Here is a 19,017-nt window from a genome sequence, read left to right as displayed (position 1 = left end):
CTCCTAGAGGATCGGTATCGTGACGGTTACAGTTGTAGCAATATCGGGAATGCTGCTGAAGGCAATCGATGCGGATTCACCGTAATGCAGGCTGAGCCTGCTGCGCAGGTTGGACAAGGCATATCCCCTGCGCTCCGCTTCGTTGCCATTTACCGCATTCGCAAGCTGAGTGGCATCCATGCCGCAGCCGTTGTCCGTGACCCGCAGGATCAGGAATCCGGCAGCGCGGTAGATGCGGATCTCAATCGTGCCTAGCTCCGCTTTGTCGCGGAAGCCGTGCAGGATTGAATTTTCCACCAGTGGCTGAAGCAGAATCTTCAACATCCTGATGGACAAATAGGCGTCATCCTCCACTTCAATCGTATAGGTGAACAGATTCTCATAACACTTCTGCTGGAGCTGCAAATACTGCCGGACATGCTGGACCTCCTGCTGGAGGGTCGTAATATCGTTTCCGTTGTTCAGCCCCAGGCGGAAGAGGAGCGACAAGGCCACGATCATCTCGCTGACATCGCTTTTCTCGCCATTCTCGCTTTTCCAGAAGATCGTATTCAGCGTGTTGTATAAGAAATGAGGGTCCACCTGCGCCTGTAACGCCTTGACCTCCGACTTGCGCTTCTCCTGCTCCGAGGTCCGCACCTCCTGAATCAGAACCTGAATCTGGTCCAGCATCCGGTTGAACTTATGGCCGACGGCGCTCACCTCATCCTCATACCGGCTCTGAAACCGCACATCCAGATCGTTATACTCTACCTCCACCATCAGGCGCTGCAGCTTGTTGAGCGGCCCCAGCAGTGCAGAGGCGAGCAGGTTAGACAAGGCCAGCGCGACCACGGTACAGATCAGCATAATCCAGAAGATCAGCCAGCGGATCTGCTTCAGCGGCTGCAGCAGGTCTGCTTTGGATTGAATGCTGACCATGATCCAGTCCTCATTCATCGACAGCGTGCTGTAATTGACGAGCAGCTCCTCACCTTTGGTATTGATATAGTTGAAATCGCCAGCCGTCCCTTGGTTGAACCGGCTGACGAAATTCTGCTCCGTATTGAACGCGTAGTTCTGCGTCTCCGGCCGGATAACCATCGATCCATCCTTGTGCAGCAAAAAGAGCTGAACCTGATTATTCATCAGATCCTGCTCCAGGATAGACCTCATCGCCTCCTCCTTCATGTTCACAACCATATAGACGTTCGGGAAATTATGATTGTCAATCACCGTTGGCTTCAGCAGCAGCGAGAGGACCCGGCCCTTCGACTGAAACAGCTCGCTTCTATGCGCCCCCAGCCACAGGGTATTCCAACCCGGCTGCTCCAGATAGCTTCCATACTTCTCCATGAAGTTGGTCTTCCGGTCGGGGAAATCCTTAGTGGAGTAAAAATCCCCAATCGGCGTACTGAGATAGGACGCATCAATCAGCGGCTCCACCAGCTTAAGCTGGTCAAAAGAAGTCTGCAGCAGCGACAGATTCTGATAATAATGAGCGGAATTATTGTTGCTGACATCCTTCATCGCCTGCCCGAAGCTCTCACCCAGCATAAAGGAATACGAAGAGACCACGATATGCCGGAGGTGCTCGTCCATCACCTGAACCGATTTGTTCAGAATGCTTTGCTTCAGCTCAAGTGCACTGCCTTGAATGCTGCGCGCCGCGAAGAGATACGAGCAGACTCCCGTTACACTGATGCAGAGAATGGCGAGGAAGATGTACAGCACCTGAATTCTTTTCTTCAAAGACTGCTTGTAGAAACCGAGTTTCATCCGTGAACCACTCCTTGCAACCCATTGTAACAACAGTGCGGGCGGAACACTACTCTTTCCGGGACTACCCTTTGACGGCGCCGAGCGTGACCTGCATGAAGGATTTGTTGGCGAACACATAGACCACCAGCAGCGGCAAAATGGACAGGCATGCGCCGGCCATCATCAGCTGTACCTCTGACGCCGCTCCGATTCCGTAGCGCAGATTCGCCAGCCCGACCGGAAGCGTCTGAAGCTGGGGATTGCTCATCGTGAAGACCAGCGGCAGAATATATTCATTCCAGGACCCCTGGAATGCCCCCAGCCCGGCAACCGCCAGCGCAGGCCGCAGCATCGGCAGGATGATACGCAGGTAGACAGAGTAGAAGTTGCAGCCATCGATCATCGCCGCTTCGTCCAGGTCGCGCGGAATGCTCTGGAAGAAGCCGATTAAGATGAAATAACAGGTGGCATGGGCGCTGATCAGGATAATAATGACGCCCCAGAGCGTCTTGTTCAGGCCGAGCATCACCATTAGGTCAAATTGCGGACGCAGCACCACGGCCCCGATCGAGATGAACAGCGTTGAGGCCATGAGCAGGGAGTATGCTTTTTTGCCGATAAAAGAAACCCGGTTTACCGCATAGGCAGACATCGAAGCAACCAGCAAGGTGCCTACAGTGGTGGCCACGCTTACAAATATACTGTTCAGCGTGTAGCGGGAGAAATTGGCGTTCCTCCACGCTTCCAGGTAGTTCGAGAAATGCCAGCTTTTCGGCCAAATGGTTGCACTCCCGGTCAGCTCCTGGTTCGTCTTGAACGAGCCCAGCACGACCATGATGATCGGGAACAAGGCCAGCAGGGCGGCCGCAATTAGAAAGATCCAGAGCACAGCCTTGCCGAGCGAGCGGGTTAGCAGCGGGGACATGGCGGAACGGGTATGGGTGTTATTCATTCTGCTCTCCTCCTGTCGGTTCTAGTACACATCGTTTAATTTCTTGGAGATCCGGAAGTAGACCAGCGTCACACCGCCCACAATGACCGCCGTGGTGAAGCCGACTGCACTGCCATAGCCGAGCTGCTGGATGGACTGTGCTTCCGCCGATACCGGGAATAGGAGCTTGAACAGGTACAGATACATGACTTCTGTTTTGCCATACGGCCCGCCTTCGGTCAGCACCATAATGCTCTCATAGCCCTTCAGCGAGATGGTGATCGCCAGCATGATAATCATCTGCATCACCGGTCCCAGCAGCGGGATGGTCACATTCTTCAGCTTCTGGAATTCATTCGCCCCGTCCAGCGAGGCCGCTTCGTACAGATCATTCGGAATGCCTTGGAGTCCCGCGAGGAACAACAGCATATAGTTACCGACCGCACCCCAGATAGCAATAATGATGGTGGTCATCATGGCATGGTCGGCGCTAAGCCAGCCAATCGGCTCGCTGATGATATGGAAGCGGATCAGCAGCTGATTCAAGATACCGTTATAGGAGTTGAAAATAATGAAGAAGACAATCGCCATCACCGAAGCACTGAAAATCGTAGGCAGATAATAAATCGCCCGCAGGAAGGAACGCCCCTTCATTTTGCGGTTCAGGATAATCGCCAGCAGCAGCGACATCGGAATCGTCACCACAAGCTTGCCGAGCGCATAGATCCCGGTATTGCCGACAGAAGACCAGAACTGATGGTCGCGCAGCACCCGCCCGAAGTTATCGAGGCCGATAAATACAGGCGTCCCAAACCCCTGATAGTCATAGAACATATACCGTAAGGCCCACAGCAGAGGATAGATGCCGAACACCAGGGTCAGGAACAAACTGGGAAATACAAAGACGTAGGCATGTATTTTTTTCTGTTTCATATAACGGCCCCCCTTAGAATCTGTACCTTGATTATAGAGGGAACGCCTTCGCTGCCGGGATAGGGAAATCAACTATTGAAAGGGGAGGATGTTACTGAGCTGGGGGGCGAGCAGGCGAGATCGGGTCGGCGCGGCGGGCGCGGGACTCGGGCGGGTGGCAAGGTCGTTCGGCGCAACGGGCGGGACTGGGGCTGATTTTGTGCTTAGGTGTATTTGGTACAACTAAAAGCGGCCAAAATGGCGCTTTAACAGGTTTAAGTGTATCCTCTGCAACTAAAAATCCGGCTTTCACCTCCAAAAGTACTCCGAGCCAATTATAATTGTACAGAATGCAGCTATCGCAGCTATTCTGGTTTTGGGCTGCCTTTTAACTGTACCAAATACATCAAAAAAGAGCCTCTATAAAAGAGACTCTTCCCGCAAAACCGGCTGGCCCGCCGGTTCTGACACTTCTATTTGCTGCGCACCTCAAAGATGGCGAACTTCAGATAATGCCCCTCGTCCACCCCGAGAATCTGCGGATGGTCCTTGCCTGCGGCCCGCCATTCGATCAGTCTCAGCACCTTGCCGGCATCCTTGGCCGCTTCCATGATCGTATCGAGGAACAGCTGCGGCTGCATGTGGTACGAACAGCTGGCCGTGACCAGATATCCGCCGTCATTCACCAGCTTCATGCCCTGCAGATTGATGTCCTTGTAGCCGCGTACGGCACCTGCCACTGCACTTTTGGTCTTGGCAAAAGCAGGCGGGTCCAGAATCACGACATCCCACGTGCGTCCGCCCCCGGCGGTCATCGGCTTCGCGGTGTCCGCCTTGGCAGCCGGTTTGCTTGCGGTTTTCCCTTCTGCCGCTGCGCCGCCCGTAGCGCGCTCGGTGCGTTCCTCCTGACCCTTCACCTGATTGCGCAGAAAAGCAAATGCATCATCTACCACGAACTCCACCCGGTCGCTGAACCCGTTGATCTCCACATTGGCCTTCGCACTCTCGATGGCATGCGCGGATACATCCAGGCAGGTTACCTTCTTGGCACCATACTTGCAGGCATGCAGTGTGAAGCTTCCTGTATGCGCAAAGCATTCCAGGACAGTTGCACCGTCCCAGTACGGGAAGGAGACCGGCTTGCCGCTTTTGTTGACTGGCAGCGTCTGGAGTGTACCGTCCTCTGCCTCTATACTCTGCAGTGTGATTCCGCTGCGTCCGCCCCAACCCTTCATCAGCGGAGCTATGGACGCCCTGTTCTCCCGCTGATCGAAGAAGTAGCCAGTCTTCTGCCCCTCTTCAATATCGACGATGACCTTCAGCCCGTTCTCACTTACGGTAATGTGGCGCGGGCATTCGCCGTAGAGCACACCCGTGGTCTGTTCCAGTCCCTCCAGCTCCCGCACACTGACATCGCTGCGCTCATAGATGCCGCGCGGCGCCACCACCTGCACCAGCGCCTCCACAATCTCGGAGCGGTGCTGATCCATAGCCAGTGTCAGCAGCTGCACCACAAGGACTTCACCGAAGCGGTCAATGATCAGCCCCGGCAGAAAATCCGCTTCCCCGTAGACCAGACGATAAGCGTCCGCCCCAGGCAGGAAGCGTTCCCTGTGCCGCAGACAGTCCTCGAACCGCTGTGCAAAAAACGCCGTGTCCATCGCCGCCAGCTTGTGCTGCGACAGAATTCTTACCCGGATCTGCGAAGCCGGATTATAGTACCCGGTAGCCAAGTACCGCCCCTGATGGGTCAGAACATCCACCAGTCCGCCTGGCTGCGGATCTCCGTCTACAGATGCTACTTCACTGGCGAAGACCCATGGATGGCCCTGCTCCAGTCTTTTTTTACGGTTGCGTTCCAGAATTACTGATGCCAATACCTTCAACTCCCTATTCTTGTTGCCAGATTAATATACATGTCCTATGCCTGGCGTTCATATATTGGTACAACCCCCGTAAAATCACCCCACAAAGTGAGGCTTTAACTTCGATGATGACTCAGGTACTTTGCGGGGACCCCGAAACAATATAAATTCTATCAAGTGGAAACGGCTTTGCCGTCCTCTCAACGACGGTACCGTCTCAGCGAGAAACAAAAGGAGCCTGTCCTTATGATCCGTGAACTGTTATTCCCTGTCCTCTACGGTCTTGTCATATTCCTTGCCGGTATGAAGGTGATGGAAGCCTCACTGTCGCGGCTGGCCGGTCCGCTGCTGAAACGCAGCCTGCACAAGGCTACCTCCACACCGGCCAAAGGCCTGATCGTCAGCGCCCTGCTGTCGGCGCTGCTACAGAGCAGCACCGCAGTAACGGTGCTGACCATCGGCATGGTCAATGCCGGGCTGCTGACCTATGCCCGCACGCTTGGCATTATTCTCGGCAGCAACATCGGCACCTGCCTGACAACGGAGCTGATCAGCCTGCAGATCAGCACGCTGGCCGCGCCGCTGCTGATCGCGGCGCTCTGCCTGTGGGCCGCCGCCGTGATGGCTGGCGAGCTGGCCCCGCAGTCCCGGCGGCTGCTTGAGCTCTGCCGCCGGATCTCGGGACCGCTGCAGTTCATCTGCCTCGCGGTCACCGGCTTCGCGCTCGTCCTGTGGGGCATCGCGGTCATGCAGTCCATCGGCCCCGCCCTGGAAGGCAGCGCCCTGTTCCGCTGGTTTCTCGGGCATGCCGCAACCAGCGCACTTTGGGGGCTGGCCGCCGGGGCTGTGCTGACGGCGATGGTGCACAGCAGCGCCGCAGTTATCGGCATGGCGATGGGCCTCGCCGCCAGCGGTGTGATGCCCCCTGCGCTTGGCATCGCCATCGTCCTCGGTGCGAACATCGGCACCTGCGTCACTGCTGTCATTGCCGCCATTGGCAGTACGCCTTCCGGCGTATTCGTCGCCTGGTCGCATGTGACACTGAATGTCGGCGGCGCCTTACTCTTTCTACCCTTCATCCAGCCTCTGCAATCCCTGTCCGCCTGGATCGGCGGCGGCCCTGCAGCCCAGCTCGCCCACGCCCAGACCATTTTCAACGTCATCTGCTCGCTGGGAGTACTCCCGTTATGCTATCTGCCCGTCTGGTCCCGGCTGGAGCAGCGGCTGTAGCCCTGAGCCTTCCAAGAATCGTAATCGCAGTCCTCATTATACTTCAAATCCGCCGGACAGTACTAATCCAATCTGCAAGGGAAGCATAATCAACAAAGGCGAAATTCACGCAAGCCTATAGAAAAAAGACCTAGGGCGCCATCGCCCCAGGTCGATATTTACATCAGCTTCTTAAGCTTATCCAGCGGCAAATGTACAGGTCTTCTTGTTGCTGCTCAAACCGCTGGCAGCATTACACTATTTCACACTAACATATACCGAGACTGTCTTGGTTCCCAGTTTTCCTTTAATAGATGCGCTCCCCTTGCTCACTGCTGTAATCTGCCCGGTAGCACTTACCTTGGCGACAGCAGGTTTGGAGCTGGTCCAGACCATGCTTCCTGTGACAACTGCAGTGCGGCCGGTATCATACAGCGCGGTTACCACTACGTTTTTGCCTGCGCCCGGTGCAAGATTCAGCCGGTTCTCACTGACCGTAAGCTTCATCAACTTGGGAACAACCGTAATCTTAACCGTCGCCTGAATGCCCTGGTAAGAACCAGTCAGGGTTGTAGTTCCCTCAGCCAACGCTTTGACCGAAGTCCCGTTAATGGCGGCCACAGCAGGGTTCGAGGATTCCCAGTTCATTGCACTCGAGAAGTTGGCAGATTTACCGTTTGAAAAGTATCCGGTCGCCTTAATGGACTTGGAGGCCTTAATGTTCATTTCCAGCGTTGCCGGGTCTACCACCAGCTTCACGACCTTCTGTTCAATCGTTACCGGAACACTGAGGGTCTTGTTGGAGTAGGTCCCCTTCAGGGTTGCCGTACCTTTGACCAGTCCCTTGATGGTCTTCGCAGTGCTTGTCTGCTTAAGAACAGCATTGCTGCCGCTCAGCTCCCACTTAATGCTTCCCGATACGTCCAGCTCGTCGCCGTTCTCCAATACAGCCTGGACAGCAGGCAACTGCAGTTCTTCACCAATGACTACACCGAGTGCTCCATCCGGCCCAATCAGGACCAGCACTTTGTTCTGAACCGTTACATTAAACTGAACTGTCTTAGACCGGATGGCTGTAGCGGAAGCGGAGGTCACTTCTCCGTTCTTGAGCTTACCCGTCAGAATAGCTGTGCCTGCCTTGCCGCCGACAAACTTTCCGTCCTTAATGGACACAATCTCTTCATTCGCGGAGACCCACTCCATCTGATCGCTAATGTCAAGCTTGGTTCCGTCATACTTGGTTCCGTTCACCTTCGGCAAGCTTACTGCATCCGCCGTGTATATTTCCTGCTCCGTCTTCTCCAGTCCCAGCTCAGTCAGGGTCGGATAGACGGTAATCTTGAAGCTTTTGCTGATTCCCAGATAGCTGGCCTTAATGATTGAGGTTCCTACTGCTTTCCCCGTAACAGTGGCATAAGCGTTGCCTGCATCTGCCGTATTGGCAATTACTGTAGCATTCATCAGGTTATCCGAGGTCCAGACTGCAGACGCTGTTTCATTCGAGGTCGAATTGACGGCATTACGCATTTCTGCGGTTACATTCAGACTCTCCCCCAGGAAAAGCGACTGGTCGCCGGAAGGCTTCAGCACAAGCGCTTCATAAGGTGCACGCACATAGACATCCACCGACTGGGTGACACCCAGGCAGCTTGCGGTGATGACCGTTTTACCCACACCCAGGATGGTAATCTCGCCGTTCTTAACAGTAGCTACGCCCTCACTGGAGCTGCTCCATTCCACCTCATTGCCCAGGGTAGTCTCCTGACTTGCCGAAGTGGCTTTGGTCTTGGCTATCAGCTTGACCGGATTGTCCCCGACCAGCATTTCCATTTCCTTGATGGTGTTGTTCTTCATGTCTTTCAATACAATAGCGGCATAAGGAAGCACTACCTCCGCTTTTAAAATCTCCGTTAATCCTTTGTACTTGGCGGTAATGGTAGCCTTACCTTCACCGACCAGTGTAATCTTGCCCGCAGCAATAGTCAGCACGCCCGTATTCGAGCTGCTCCATTCTGCATCCTTCGTGACATCCTTCTCCGCAGTGGCCGAAGTTCCGCCGATGGCGGTTGCCGTAACAGACAGCAATTCATCTTTATCGCCTAATTTATAGCTGCCCTCTGTGCTGCGGGTCAACTTCAGTTCCTTGAAGGAGTGAGTGACCGACACCTCTACAGAGGCTATCGCATTATTGTAGGTTGCTGTGATCATCGCCGTTCCAGCACTTACCGGTCTAAGCTGGCCATTGAGTACTGTAACTACTTCAGTCTTGGAAGAAGTCCAGGTCGCGGCTGCTGTTACATCCCGTTTCGATGCGGAGCCCTCCACATTGGCATATACCTTAAGCTGCTTCGGTGACTGGCCCATGGTAAGCTCAACCTTGGCTGCGCTGTCGAATTCAATAGAGACAGTGTCTCCAGCAGCGGCAAAGACGTTTACCGGAAAAGCGGCTACAACGAGCAATATCATAATGAGGAGCGTTTTTGTCATTTTCCTGTACACGGTCATCTGTTCTCTCCTTAGACGGTCTGATTATCGGTGGACTTTTTTCCCACTCTCTTCCACTATATCGACAAATCCGGCCCAAGTCTTTACCCCATTTTCCGTATTTCACGAATCCCGGGCAAATTCAGGTCTTTGTAACTATATGAATTGTATATAAAAAGCACTTAAGATTAGCAATTGAAGCATGGTCATCGTTGCGGTGAACATTTGGCCCTCCGGCCGCTATTGTATTTAGATTTCTTGATTAGAACCGCTTCTCGCGGTAGAAATCAAAATAAAAAGGCGGACGCTATCGCTCCTACAGTTTCAAATTCCCCCTCCACTTCTTTTGCTTTTTTGTTGATTTCTGTATTTTTTCAAGTCCAATTTAAATAGATAATTACGGGCTAACGAAAAAAGGATGTCCTCCTGCCGCCGAAGGCACAGAAGACATCCTGTAACAGTCTGTCCGGTCAAGGGGTCGGCACTGCCCGGCTAACACTAACAAGCTCGCCGCGGCATTCATTCACGCCGGCTTCAGTTACCTTCACCTGGCACAACTCGCCCTGCAGCGAATCGTCGCCGCCAAACAGTACCTGGAGATAGTTGTCGCTGAAGCCGTGCTGTATGCTGCGTCCTGCCGAGCCTTTGGCGGCCCGTTCTGGAATGACGGACAGCGTCTTGCCGACGAACCGCCGGGCATAGGCCAGCTGCATCTCTTCTGAGAGGTCTATCAGCTCCTGAACACGCGCATTCTTGATCTCCTCATCCACCTGATTCAGCATCCGCGCAGCCGGGGTTCCGGTCCGTTTGGAATACGGGAAGACATGCATCTCCGAATAGTTGACCGCCTTCATGAAGTCGTAGCCTGCCCGGAACATCTCATCCGTCTCACCCGGGAAGCCGACGATCACATCGGTTGTGATCCCCACATCAGGCATGGCCTCTCGGATCAGCTGCATTTTAGCAAAATACTCTTCCGTGGTATACTTCCGGCGCATCGCCTTCAGTACCTCGTTATGGCCCGCCTGGAGCGGAATATGCAGATGGCGGCACATCTTGGTGCTGCGGTTCAGCACCTCCAGCAGCTTCTCGTCAATCTGGCTCGCTTCAATAGAGCTGATGCGAACACGTTCCAGCCCGTCCACCTTATCCAGCTCCCAGAGCAGGTCGGAGAGACGGTAGTTGTCCAGATCATCCCCGTACCCGCCGGTATGGATGCCGGTCAGCACGAATTCCTTGTACCCGGCCTCCACCAGCTGATGCGCCTGGGCGACAATCGATTTCGGATCACGGCTGCGCGAGAGACCACGCGACCACGGAATGATGCAGAAGGTACAGAAGTTGTTGCAGCCGTCCTGAATCTTCATGAACGCCCGCGTCCGGTCAGCGAACCCGGGCACATCCATCTCCTCGAACTCACGAGTCTTCATAATGTTGCGGACCGCATTCACCGGCTGGCGCGACTCCTGAATATTCTTCACATGCGTCATGATCTGTTCACGGTCCTGGTTGCCGATCACCAGATCGACTCCGGGAATATCGAGAATCTCTCCAGGTGAGGTCTGCGCGTAGCAGCCGGTAACAGCTACGATCGCCTCGGGATTGCGGCGGACCGCCCGGCGGATCATCTGGCGGCTTTTTTTGTCGCCTGTATTGGTCACCGTACAGGTGTTAATCAGATAGACATCGGCGGAACCCTCGAAATCTACCTGCTCATATCCATCATTCTTAAAGAGCTGCCAGATGGCCTCGGTATCATAGAAATTGACTTTGCAGCCCAGTGTATAAAAAGCTACAGATGGCATGTTTTAAGCTCCTCCCATTTCTCCGGATTCATATAAAATGCAGGCGGCGGCAACCATACCTGCGGTTTCACAGCGCAGAATACGCGGCCCCAGCCCGACAGAGACTGCTCCAGCCTCCTCGGCCAGCCGGCATTCTTCCGTACTGAAGCCGCCCTCCGGCCCTACAACGATCATCACTTTGCCCGCAGCCTCCTGCGGAAGCGATGCCAGCCATGGCGCGGCTGCGCTGCGGAGCTGGAGGCCCTCTTCCTTCTCATAGCAGAAATAGACGGCGTCATAGCCGCTGAAGCTCTGAAGCAGCTGCTTCCAGCTAAGCGGTGAATGCACCTGTGGAACAATATTCCGGTGCGCTTGTTCAGCAGCCTCCTTGCAAATTTTGCGCCAACGCTCTACCCGCTTACTCTCCTTGCGTTCATCGTACTGCACAATCGTCCGCTCTGAGAGGAACGGCGTGAAGGCTACAGCTCCGATCTCCGTGCATTTCTGAATGACTGTCTCCAGCTTGTCCCCTTTGGGCAGACTCTGGGCGACAGTAATCTGGATGCGCGGCTCATGAGTCATGGCCAGAGGCTCCAGTATGCTCACGGTGACCAGGCCGATCTCTATATCAGCAATCTCGGCCAGTGCCTCGCGGGACACACCGTCGCTGACGATCAGCTTGTCCCCGGCCTTGCCGCGCATGACCTTGGCGATATGGCGGGCGTCTTCACCGTCAATGGTAACCTTGTCTTGTCCGAACTGTGCCGGAGTTACGAAATAACGCTGCATCTCTCAACCTCATTCTGTCCGTTATTCAGCGTAAAAGCGGCGTAGTCCCCGCCAAATCAGGTCCCGGCCGCCGCTTCACACGTATCATTCATCTACTTAATAATCACATTATATTCTACAACGTTTGCCATGCACTGAACAGTCCCTGTCCGTAATGCCGTACTCAGACCCCGAACATCTTTAGGAACAGCTGGAAGAAATCGTTGCCCGTACGAGTCGCCCAGTAGCTAAGCGGTTCTATCGTATAGGCACGCAGACCCGGAATGAAGATGATCAGCAGGAAAAGGAAAACCGTATACTGCTCATACTGCTGAAGCCTTCCCCGGATCGGACGCGGTGCGATATCCTCTACGATCCGGTAACCGTCCAGCGGCGGCAGCGGAATCAGGTTGAACACGAAGAGGAAGAAGTTGAAGTGAATGAACATCCCGAAGAACCAGATCAGCGCCCGTAGCACCTGCTCATTCTTGATTGAATCCATCGTGCCCGTTCCCACAAGAATCGCATAGATCAGCGCGCCCAGAATACCCAGCAGCAGATTGCTGATTGGCCCGGCGGCCGAGACGATGACACCCATCAGGCGGGGACGGCGGAAGTTATCCCGGTTCACGGGAACCGGACGCGCCCAGCCAAAACCCGCAATCAGCAGCAGAATGATACCGAAGAGATCAAAATGCACCGCCGGATTCAAGGTCATACGGCCCAGCAGGCGCGCTGTAGGGTCCCCGAATTTATTGGCAAAATAAGCGTGGGCGAATTCATGCACCGTAAACGCAATAACAATCGTAATCAGAAAAAACGGAAGCTGCTGCAAAGGATATACTAAAATTTGATCCAGGGAACCCATGTCTACCTCTTTCCGGCTGTGAACGCCACCCAATCTTCTTCGCGGGTTACTTCTAAAATCTCGAAACCGGAAGACTTCAGCGCTTCCGCGACCAGCCCTTCCTTATCCTTATAAATCCCCGAGGTAATATAGATCCCCTCCGGCTGAAGCGCACGGTAGACATCGTCCGTGAACAGCACAATAATCTCGGCCAGAATATTTGCCACAACCACCCGGACCGGAAGAGTCACTCCCAGCCCGTCTGCCGCCGGCGCTACAACAGGAACGGCCTCTTGGTCAGCCCTACTGCTTGGCCGGGCTGAAGGCCACATCTCTCCGGCTGCGGTATCCGCCGCCCCCTCACCACCCAGCAGCGAGAGCAGATCGCTCTCCTTCACGGTGATTGCGGACTCCAGCCGGTTCAGCGCCACATTCTCGCGGGCACTCTCCACGGCGACCGGGTCCAGATCCAGCGCCAGGACGGAGGCTGCACCGAGCAGCATCGCTCCGACAGCAAGGATGCCGGAGCCCGTACCTACATCGATGACTTCGTCGCCGCTGACAATATGCTTCTCAAGGGCACGAAGGCACAGCGCCGTTGTTGGATGCGTCCCGGTTCCGAAGGCCATACCGGGGTCAATCTCAATGATTTTCTCATCGGCAGTGGCCGGGGTATATTCTTCCCAAGTCGGCTTAATAGTCAGCCGCCGGGAGACGCGCAGCGGCTTGAAGTACTGCTTCCAGGCATGAGCCCAATCATCCTCATCCACCGTCTTCCAGGAGATCTGTGCCAGCCCGGGGTCGATGCCGAATTCTCTCAGCTCTTCCACCCTTGGCGCCACCTCGGACACAACCGCGTCCATATCCACCGATTCCGCATAATATCCTTTAATGACCGCTTCCCCTTCGGGGATGTCATTGAGCGGTTCATCATATAATTCACCATAACGTGTATCCCGGGTTTTATTCAGCGTCCCGGATTCTTCAATAGAGACTCCGCCCGCTCCGGCTTCAACCAGCAGATTGGAGATCATCTCCTGTGCTTCCTCCGTTGTATGTACCGTCAATTCGTGCCATAGCATGGTAATGAATCCTCCTAAAAGTTTTGCGAGCATTACTGCACCCGACTTTGCTTCGCGCAAAACTCGCTTCGAAAGCATACACTTAGTTTGTGAGCGTTACTTCTCTCGATTCTGCTTCGAACAAACTTACTTCGGAAGCATAGACTCAGTTTTGGGAGCATAATGTCCCTCGAAGCTTATCTTAGCTAGTATAGCATTTCTTACCCGTTCAGCGCCAAACTGCGTTCAACTCTCTATAGCAGCCGGGGTGCTGCGGCAAAAACAATCCAGCGCATGGTCATCCACCATCCCGGAAGCCTGCATAAAAGCGTAACAGATCGTCGAGCCGACAAACTTCATCCCCTTGCGCTTCAGCGCCTTGCTCATCTGATCAGACTGTGGAGTGGTCGCAGGAACCTCGGCTCTGTTCTTCCAGTGGTTCACCACCGTCTTTCCGCCGACGAAGCTCCACAAATAACCGGCGAAGCCTCCCTCTTCCTCGCGGCAGATCTGCTGGTACACCTGTGCATTGGTAATCACTCCCTTAATCTTCAGACGGTTGCGGACAATCCCCGCATTTTGCATCAGCTCTTCGACTTTGTCCTCCCCATACAGCACGATCTTCTCCGGATCAAAGCCGTCAAAAGCCTCGCGGAAGCCCTCCCGCTTCTTCAGCACCGTATACCAGCTCAGTCCGGCCTGCATCCCCTCCAGCATCAGCAGCTCGAACAGCTTCAAGTCATCAACCAGCGGCTTACCCCACTCTTCATCATGATAAGCTATGTATACCGGGTCCGTGTTCACCCAATCGCAGCGCTTTAGTTCCACTTTGCCTCTCTCCTCTGCCTTATGATCCTTCAGCTATACACAAGCCGTATCTACTAACTGTATACGAAAAAAAGAGAAGAACACAAGGGTTCTTCCCGTTAAAATAATGTTACTATTGTCCTTGCAGCTGTACCCGTGTCTCTTTGTCCGGTTCATTGGTAGAATAGAAAAACATGTATATTGAAGCTTCTGTGCCTTTGAAGTCCTTGTACACATCGATGCTGTGATTGTTTCCGTCTCCGCGGAAGCCTACTGTCAAGATTTTACCCAAGATTCGATCTTTACCGGTGCCGATATGAGTCTGATTCACGCCGCCAAAATGCGGATCATCGCTCTTCATCTCTACATAGAGATCCGCACCTCGCATATAATAGGTCCACTGCACCGGATAACCGCCGGTTTGCCTGATTAGCGTCTGCTTCTCGCTGGAGATGTTGGTTAATTTCAGTGGTTTCTTGTCATCCTCATGCCGGGTAACCTTATAATTACCTACAAGCGTCATTGGCGTTGTCTTTGTAATCTCAAGATCTACAGGCCGCTCGAAACGCAGCGTTCTCAGATCCTTGTCCTCCGATGTCGAATACCACAATCCGCCTTCCAGCTTCCGTCCGCCTACCTCAAGAGTATAATTAACATAAGGCAGCTCAGCGAATTTGGCTTTAGTCCGGATGGACACACGGATTTGTGTAGGTGTTACTACCATTTGCTCAATCCGGTTACTGGCGTCTTCCGCTTCCAGCGGCAGATCCAGTGACGTCTTCATCGTGGCGCCTGCCATCTTCTGCTTACTGAGCTCGAAATCGAACGTCCATGGACCCTCAATATTGCGTTCAAGCTTGGTGTAGCTGAGTTTATAGGCTGTCTCCGCCTGAGGGACATCTACAGGATTGTAATACTGAAGTGAAGTGTATTCCCCGTTATCCCCCGGCCTGCCCATGGCACCTGGCTGAGAATTCTTGACAGGCTCTCCACCTCTGTATGCTATGATTTGCGGGTATGCCAAGCTCTTGGCTCCCTGATCATTAAAAATCGCTGCCGTGGACAGCATCAGACGCTCATTCCCTTCCTTAAAAGGCTGAACACTGAACGACTCCAGTCCATCCCGGTTCACCGGGAAGCTCTGCCGTTCCGGCGAGTCCGTATCCAGCTTCAGGTCCACCTCCTGCTGGGAGTATGACTGAATTCCTGTTGCGGTCAGGCTCACCTTGACCGTCTCCTGTCCCGGGCTCCAGTTCGTCTCGAAATAACCGTTATACCGTTTGTTTTTCTCATCCCACTGCTGGTAGTTGTATTCATTGTCGTCTCCGTTCCCTTTTGCGACCTTAAGGGACATTCCATTTACATTCCACATTCCATTGCCCTTGTCTCCCCCAACATCCAGACTATACAGAATTACCGTCCGGTTCTCATCTGAGAGCGCCGTATGTAGCGTTAGGGTTACTCCATCTTTGGTGATAGTCTGGCCAATGGGCTGACCCAGGTTCTGCTCCAGTGCCGCCTGTACACCGCTTCTATGGTTCAGCAGATTACCCCAGTCATACTGCACAGCCGCATACACAGGAACGGCCATCAGTACTACGCTGAAGGAGGCTGCGACAGTGATCTTACGCCAGTTACGGTGGCGGATCGGGCTGCCTGCTCCCGCACGGCTGCTGCCTTTGGATGATGCATATCGGGCCTGCTCCATTCTGCCCCACATTTGCTCGAAATCAGGGTAATTCAGCTCCTGATCCTCATTTAAGCGACGCTTTAACTGCGCTTCGGTTCTGTCCATATTCTTCGTCCTCCTTCGTTATAGGCTGAACGCCCGCTTCTTCCAGAATCCTCTTCATCATACGCAGCCCCTTGTGCTGTCTGGACTTCACGGTCCCCAGCGGAATATCCAGCATCCGGCGGATTTCCTCCAGACTGAAATCATGCATATACCGCAGAGTCAGCACCGCCCTGATCTTCGCCGGGAGCCGGGACATGTATCCCGCCCATTCCAGCTTCGTTTCCTTCTGCTCCACCAGCTTGTCTACCAGCGGCTGCGGATTCTCCCTGAACATATGGAGATGGGCCGTCAGCTTCTGCTGCAGGCTGTTCCTGCGCTTCAGATGGTTCAGGCAGGTGTTGACAGTGATTTTCATAATCCAGGCCTTCAGATATTCAATGCCCTGCCACTCGCTGCGAAAGAGAGTGATGAATACCTCCTGACACAGATCCTCAGCATCGGCAGCATCATGCACCATATAGTAGCAGGTGCGGTACACCTCCTTGCTATAGGTCTGGAATAATTCCTTGTTGTCCACTTGAGCATACCCTCCTTTCTTGTTTGTTCTGCTTCTTATAACAACTCCGGGCGGTAAAAGGTTCATTTTCAGCAGCATATCCAGCAATATGTACTAAAAAAGCAGCATGTCCACCTGAAATGAACAGGCTACATACTGCTTACGATAGATTGTACGCGAATAAAGGCTCCTCTTCAGAGCAAGCATAGCTTAGATAATGTTCATAACCTCGCGCGCCTGGTTGTCCAGCTCCTGCGCAGAGCTTGCGATCAGCGTGAATTCATCCAGCGCCACTTGAATCTGCTGCTGGCTGAGCTGCACATTATCCTGCACCTGGTTCAGTCCCGTGGATATTCTGCCGACCTCTTCCGTAATGGCCTGGACACTGTCCCGGACTTCGGTAATCTGATCCTGCACCATCGCGGACAGCTTTCTTACCTCTTTGGCCACCACATCGAATCCCCGGCCGAATTCTCCGGCATGTGCAGCCTCAATAGCTGCGTTCAGGGCAAGCAGATGGGTCTGGGAAGCAATATCACGGATGGTCTGCACTACGCCGCGGATCGCCGCAGCCTGCTTTTGCAGACTCAGCAGTGTTTCGGTATTCTCGCTCGATACCTCGGCAATCCTGTCAATACTCAGCAGCAGCTCCTGACTCCGTTCAATTCCTTTGTCCGCACGCTGATTGAGACTATCCGCCATTCCCTGCATCAGCTCCACGACATGGCTCATGTTGTTCTGTCTCTCCGTAATGTTGGTGGCCACCTTAGATACGCCGATGACATGGGTCTCTGTCTCATCAAACACCGGCATATATGTAGCTTCCAGCCAGACTGAATTCCCCTCTGCGTCCATCCGTTCAATTTTGTCCTGGAAGCTCCGGCCAGCCATTAAATTCTGCCAGAACAATTCATAATCCGGACTGTTCACGAATGAAGGGAAGCACAGCTGGCTGTGCTGCATGCCATACATATCCTCCGCTTTGTATTTCACCGACCGGGCAAAAATCTCATTGACGTAGGCGACACGGCGGTCCAGGTCAAACCGGATCATGGCGAGGTTCTTTTCCAAAGCTTTGACAACCAGTTCGTCTGTAACTACTTGGTCTGCTAGATTTTCCATGTTGACTGCTCCCTATACATCTCAATTTTAACTGATCTGCGAACAATATTCTCTTATTTCTATATACTCTTATTAACGGCTTTTCAGGCTTTTAAAATGATATGTTTTTTAATTCCCTATCTTAATCCCCCATACGTTGCCCTTCCGATACGCAGCTGCTTCCTGCAACTCTGGAAGTCTCGTATCCTGCGGATAATGCCGCTCCAGATAATGGACGAAAACCTCGCGCAGGCCGATCTCCTTGTCCAGCTTGTTGAATTCATTGGGGTGCTTTTCCATTTCGGCGATGGAAGCTTCCCAGCCCCCCAGATCTGCCGCCTCCGACTGCTCTGATTGGACCTTATCAGCGAGCATTCGCAGCTCCCGGTAAGCTTGTTTTACTTTGGAGGAATAGACCTGCTTCTGGTTCAGAAAGGTTAACAGCGCAACCAGCAGCGCCAGCCCCACCCACATTATCACTGTATCCACTTATGTATCCTCCCGGCTTCGCATATCACTCCATTATACACGCCACAACACAAAAATACCCCACTTACGCAGGGTATCCATAGCAACATTTCGCCTGTTCATCTCTTCTTGACTTTACTGAATTATTCCTTCTTCATGATCTCGTTCAGCTGCCGCTTGTCCGCCTCCCGGGAACGGTCCATAGCCTCTATATCATCCTGATCTGCTTCAGCCGCTGAGAATTCAACATCCTCGGCCTTCGCCTCATAGAGCATTTTCATTTTTTCGGTTTTGGAAAAGATTTTCGAGTTCTCTCTGTCCATAGCTTGCCATCAGCCTCCAATGTTTTTTCTAGTACTCTAAGCTTCACATCATTCCGCCGGCTTCCTCAATCAGTGATATCGCCTGACCATGGACAGACGCATCGACAATAACCGTCAGCAGAATATTTCTGCCTGTCGGTCCGCCATCCCCGCCGTGGCTCATTCCGCTCCCGCTCGTATGCGCTGCAGCTAATATGCCAGTATGGTCACTGACTGCCGTCATCGAATCCATGCTCGCCAAATTGCCGGTAACCGGATTCACTCCCGGCTCCTGCCCGCTCCCCCCAAACCGGCTGAACCGGTCAATCGAAATCTCCTCAGCACGCAGTGCCTGCAGCTTACGGGAGACCCCTTCCGCTTCTTCCGGGGTTTTGAAGTAAGCCAGTATACTTTTTTCAGACATCGGAATTCCCTGCTTTCTGCCTG

General features: G+C 53.6%; 17 protein-coding genes. 1 reads left to right on the top strand and 16 read right to left on the bottom strand.

Annotated elements, in window-relative coordinates; translation table 11 throughout:
- Window positions 1-3: 3 nt before the first annotated feature.
- The 4 genes from MKX42_RS09285 to MKX42_RS09270 form a co-directional block, all read right to left on the bottom strand.
- Entirely contained in the window at window positions 4-1,758 is a 1,755-nt protein-coding gene (locus tag MKX42_RS09285; protein ID WP_340752247.1) for a sensor histidine kinase, read from the bottom strand.
- A 64-nt stretch (window positions 1,759-1,822) separates the two neighbouring features.
- Window positions 1,823-2,692: a carbohydrate ABC transporter permease gene (locus MKX42_RS09280; RefSeq protein WP_445669305.1), complete on the bottom strand. Its 870-nt coding sequence runs from the start codon at window positions 2,690-2,692 to the stop codon at window positions 1,823-1,825.
- A gap of 21 nt (window positions 2,693-2,713) precedes the next feature.
- Entirely contained in the window at window positions 2,714-3,604 is an 891-nt protein-coding gene (locus tag MKX42_RS09275) for a carbohydrate ABC transporter permease (RefSeq protein WP_076154211.1), read from the bottom strand.
- A 452-nt stretch (window positions 3,605-4,056) separates the two neighbouring features.
- A complete protein-coding gene (locus tag MKX42_RS09270) occupies window positions 4,057-5,460 on the bottom strand; it encodes a class I SAM-dependent rRNA methyltransferase (protein WP_340752246.1) in 1,404 nt (467 codons plus the stop codon).
- 234 nt (window positions 5,461-5,694) lie between these two features.
- On the opposite strand from MKX42_RS09270, the gene MKX42_RS09265 reads away from it, so the two are divergent.
- Complete coding sequence (locus MKX42_RS09265; RefSeq protein WP_340752245.1) at window positions 5,695-6,678, top strand: Na/Pi cotransporter family protein; 984 nt, start codon at window positions 5,695-5,697, stop codon at window positions 6,676-6,678.
- 237 nt (window positions 6,679-6,915) lie between these two features.
- Here MKX42_RS09265 and MKX42_RS09260 read toward each other — a convergent pair whose 3' ends face one another.
- The 12 genes from MKX42_RS09260 to MKX42_RS09205 form a co-directional block, all read right to left on the bottom strand.
- The gene (locus MKX42_RS09260) at window positions 6,916-9,162 is read right to left on the bottom strand and encodes an Ig-like domain-containing protein (protein WP_340752244.1); all 2,247 of its coding nucleotides are present in this window, start codon (window positions 9,160-9,162) and stop codon (window positions 6,916-6,918) included.
- Between the two features lie 449 nt (window positions 9,163-9,611).
- The gene (gene mtaB, locus MKX42_RS09255) at window positions 9,612-10,946 is read right to left on the bottom strand and encodes a tRNA (N(6)-L-threonylcarbamoyladenosine(37)-C(2))-methylthiotransferase MtaB (protein WP_340752243.1); all 1,335 of its coding nucleotides are present in this window, start codon (window positions 10,944-10,946) and stop codon (window positions 9,612-9,614) included.
- A 3-nt stretch (window positions 10,947-10,949) separates the two neighbouring features.
- Entirely contained in the window at window positions 10,950-11,714 is a 765-nt protein-coding gene (locus tag MKX42_RS09250; protein WP_340752242.1) for an RsmE family RNA methyltransferase, read from the bottom strand.
- A gap of 163 nt (window positions 11,715-11,877) precedes the next feature.
- Complete coding sequence (locus MKX42_RS09245) at window positions 11,878-12,561, bottom strand: site-2 protease family protein (RefSeq protein WP_209987764.1); 684 nt, start codon at window positions 12,559-12,561, stop codon at window positions 11,878-11,880.
- 2 nt (window positions 12,562-12,563) lie between these two features.
- On the bottom strand, window positions 12,564-13,622 hold the full coding sequence (prmA, locus tag MKX42_RS09240) for a 50S ribosomal protein L11 methyltransferase (RefSeq protein ID WP_340752241.1): 1,059 nt from the start codon (window positions 13,620-13,622) through the stop codon (window positions 12,564-12,566).
- A gap of 225 nt (window positions 13,623-13,847) precedes the next feature.
- Window positions 13,848-14,429 carry a DNA-3-methyladenine glycosylase I gene (locus tag MKX42_RS09235; RefSeq protein WP_340752240.1) on the bottom strand — a complete coding sequence of 194 codons (582 nt, stop codon included), beginning with the start codon at window positions 14,427-14,429 and terminating at the stop codon, window positions 13,848-13,850.
- Window positions 14,430-14,541: 112 nt separating this feature from the next.
- Window positions 14,542-16,203 (bottom strand): DUF4179 domain-containing protein, encoded by a 1,662-nt coding sequence (locus tag MKX42_RS09230; RefSeq protein WP_340752239.1) that lies wholly within the window; start codon window positions 16,201-16,203, stop codon window positions 14,542-14,544.
- Window positions 16,163-16,660, bottom strand: coding sequence for an RNA polymerase sigma factor (locus MKX42_RS09225; RefSeq protein ID WP_445669368.1), 498 nt, complete (start codon window positions 16,658-16,660; stop codon window positions 16,163-16,165). Before MKX42_RS09225 ends, MKX42_RS09230 begins: the two co-directional genes overlap by 41 nt.
- A gap of 249 nt (window positions 16,661-16,909) precedes the next feature.
- Window positions 16,910-17,821: a methyl-accepting chemotaxis protein gene (locus MKX42_RS09220; protein WP_340752237.1), complete on the bottom strand. Its 912-nt coding sequence runs from the start codon at window positions 17,819-17,821 to the stop codon at window positions 16,910-16,912.
- A gap of 108 nt (window positions 17,822-17,929) precedes the next feature.
- Window positions 17,930-18,289, bottom strand: a complete 360-nt coding sequence (locus MKX42_RS09215) for a hypothetical protein (protein WP_340752236.1) — start codon at window positions 18,287-18,289, stop codon at window positions 17,930-17,932.
- A gap of 122 nt (window positions 18,290-18,411) precedes the next feature.
- On the bottom strand, window positions 18,412-18,591 hold the full coding sequence (locus MKX42_RS09210; RefSeq protein WP_340752235.1) for a YfhD family protein: 180 nt from the start codon (window positions 18,589-18,591) through the stop codon (window positions 18,412-18,414).
- A gap of 43 nt (window positions 18,592-18,634) precedes the next feature.
- Window positions 18,635-18,994, bottom strand: a complete 360-nt coding sequence (locus MKX42_RS09205; RefSeq protein ID WP_340752234.1) for a hypothetical protein — start codon at window positions 18,992-18,994, stop codon at window positions 18,635-18,637.
- Window positions 18,995-19,017 lie beyond the last annotated feature (23 nt).

The sequence above is a fragment of the Paenibacillus sp. FSL R7-0204 genome (assembly GCF_038002225.1).
GTDB lineage: Bacteria > Bacillota > Bacilli > Paenibacillales > Paenibacillaceae > Paenibacillus_AQ.
This window is presented reverse-complemented; position numbering and strand designations above follow the sequence as displayed.

Excerpts from the sequence above, each read along its gene's own strand:
- MKX42_RS09225 (WP_445669368.1), bottom strand. The coding sequence starts at position 16,660 with ATGGTGCATGATGCTGCCGATGCTGAGGATCTGTGTCAGGAGGTATTC.
- MKX42_RS09250 (WP_340752242.1), bottom strand. The coding sequence starts at position 11,714 with ATGCAGCGTTATTTCGTAACTCCGGCACAGTTCGGACAAGACAAGGTT.
- MKX42_RS09285 (WP_340752247.1), bottom strand. The coding sequence starts at position 1,758 with ATGAAACTCGGTTTCTACAAGCAGTCTTTGAAGAAAAGAATTCAGGTG.
- MKX42_RS09245 (WP_209987764.1), bottom strand. The coding sequence starts at position 12,561 with ATGGGTTCCCTGGATCAAATTTTAGTATATCCTTTGCAGCAGCTTCCG.
- MKX42_RS09220 (WP_340752237.1), bottom strand. The coding sequence starts at position 17,821 with ATGGAAAATCTAGCAGACCAAGTAGTTACAGACGAACTGGTTGTCAAA.
- MKX42_RS09210 (WP_340752235.1), bottom strand. The coding sequence starts at position 18,591 with ATGGACAGAGAGAACTCGAAAATCTTTTCCAAAACCGAAAAAATGAAA.
- prmA (WP_340752241.1), bottom strand. The coding sequence starts at position 13,622 with ATGCTATGGCACGAATTGACGGTACATACAACGGAGGAAGCACAGGAG.
- mtaB (WP_340752243.1), bottom strand. The coding sequence starts at position 10,946 with ATGCCATCTGTAGCTTTTTATACACTGGGCTGCAAAGTCAATTTCTAT.
- MKX42_RS09260 (WP_340752244.1), bottom strand. The coding sequence starts at position 9,162 with ATGACCGTGTACAGGAAAATGACAAAAACGCTCCTCATTATGATATTG.
- MKX42_RS09205 (WP_340752234.1), bottom strand. The coding sequence starts at position 18,994 with ATGTCTGAAAAAAGTATACTGGCTTACTTCAAAACCCCGGAAGAAGCG.
- MKX42_RS09265 (WP_340752245.1), top strand. The coding sequence starts at position 5,695 with ATGATCCGTGAACTGTTATTCCCTGTCCTCTACGGTCTTGTCATATTC.
- MKX42_RS09230 (WP_340752239.1), bottom strand. The coding sequence starts at position 16,203 with ATGGACAGAACCGAAGCGCAGTTAAAGCGTCGCTTAAATGAGGATCAG.
- MKX42_RS09275 (WP_076154211.1), bottom strand. The coding sequence starts at position 3,604 with ATGAAACAGAAAAAAATACATGCCTACGTCTTTGTATTTCCCAGTTTG.
- MKX42_RS09280 (WP_445669305.1), bottom strand. The coding sequence starts at position 2,692 with ATGAATAACACCCATACCCGTTCCGCCATGTCCCCGCTGCTAACCCGC.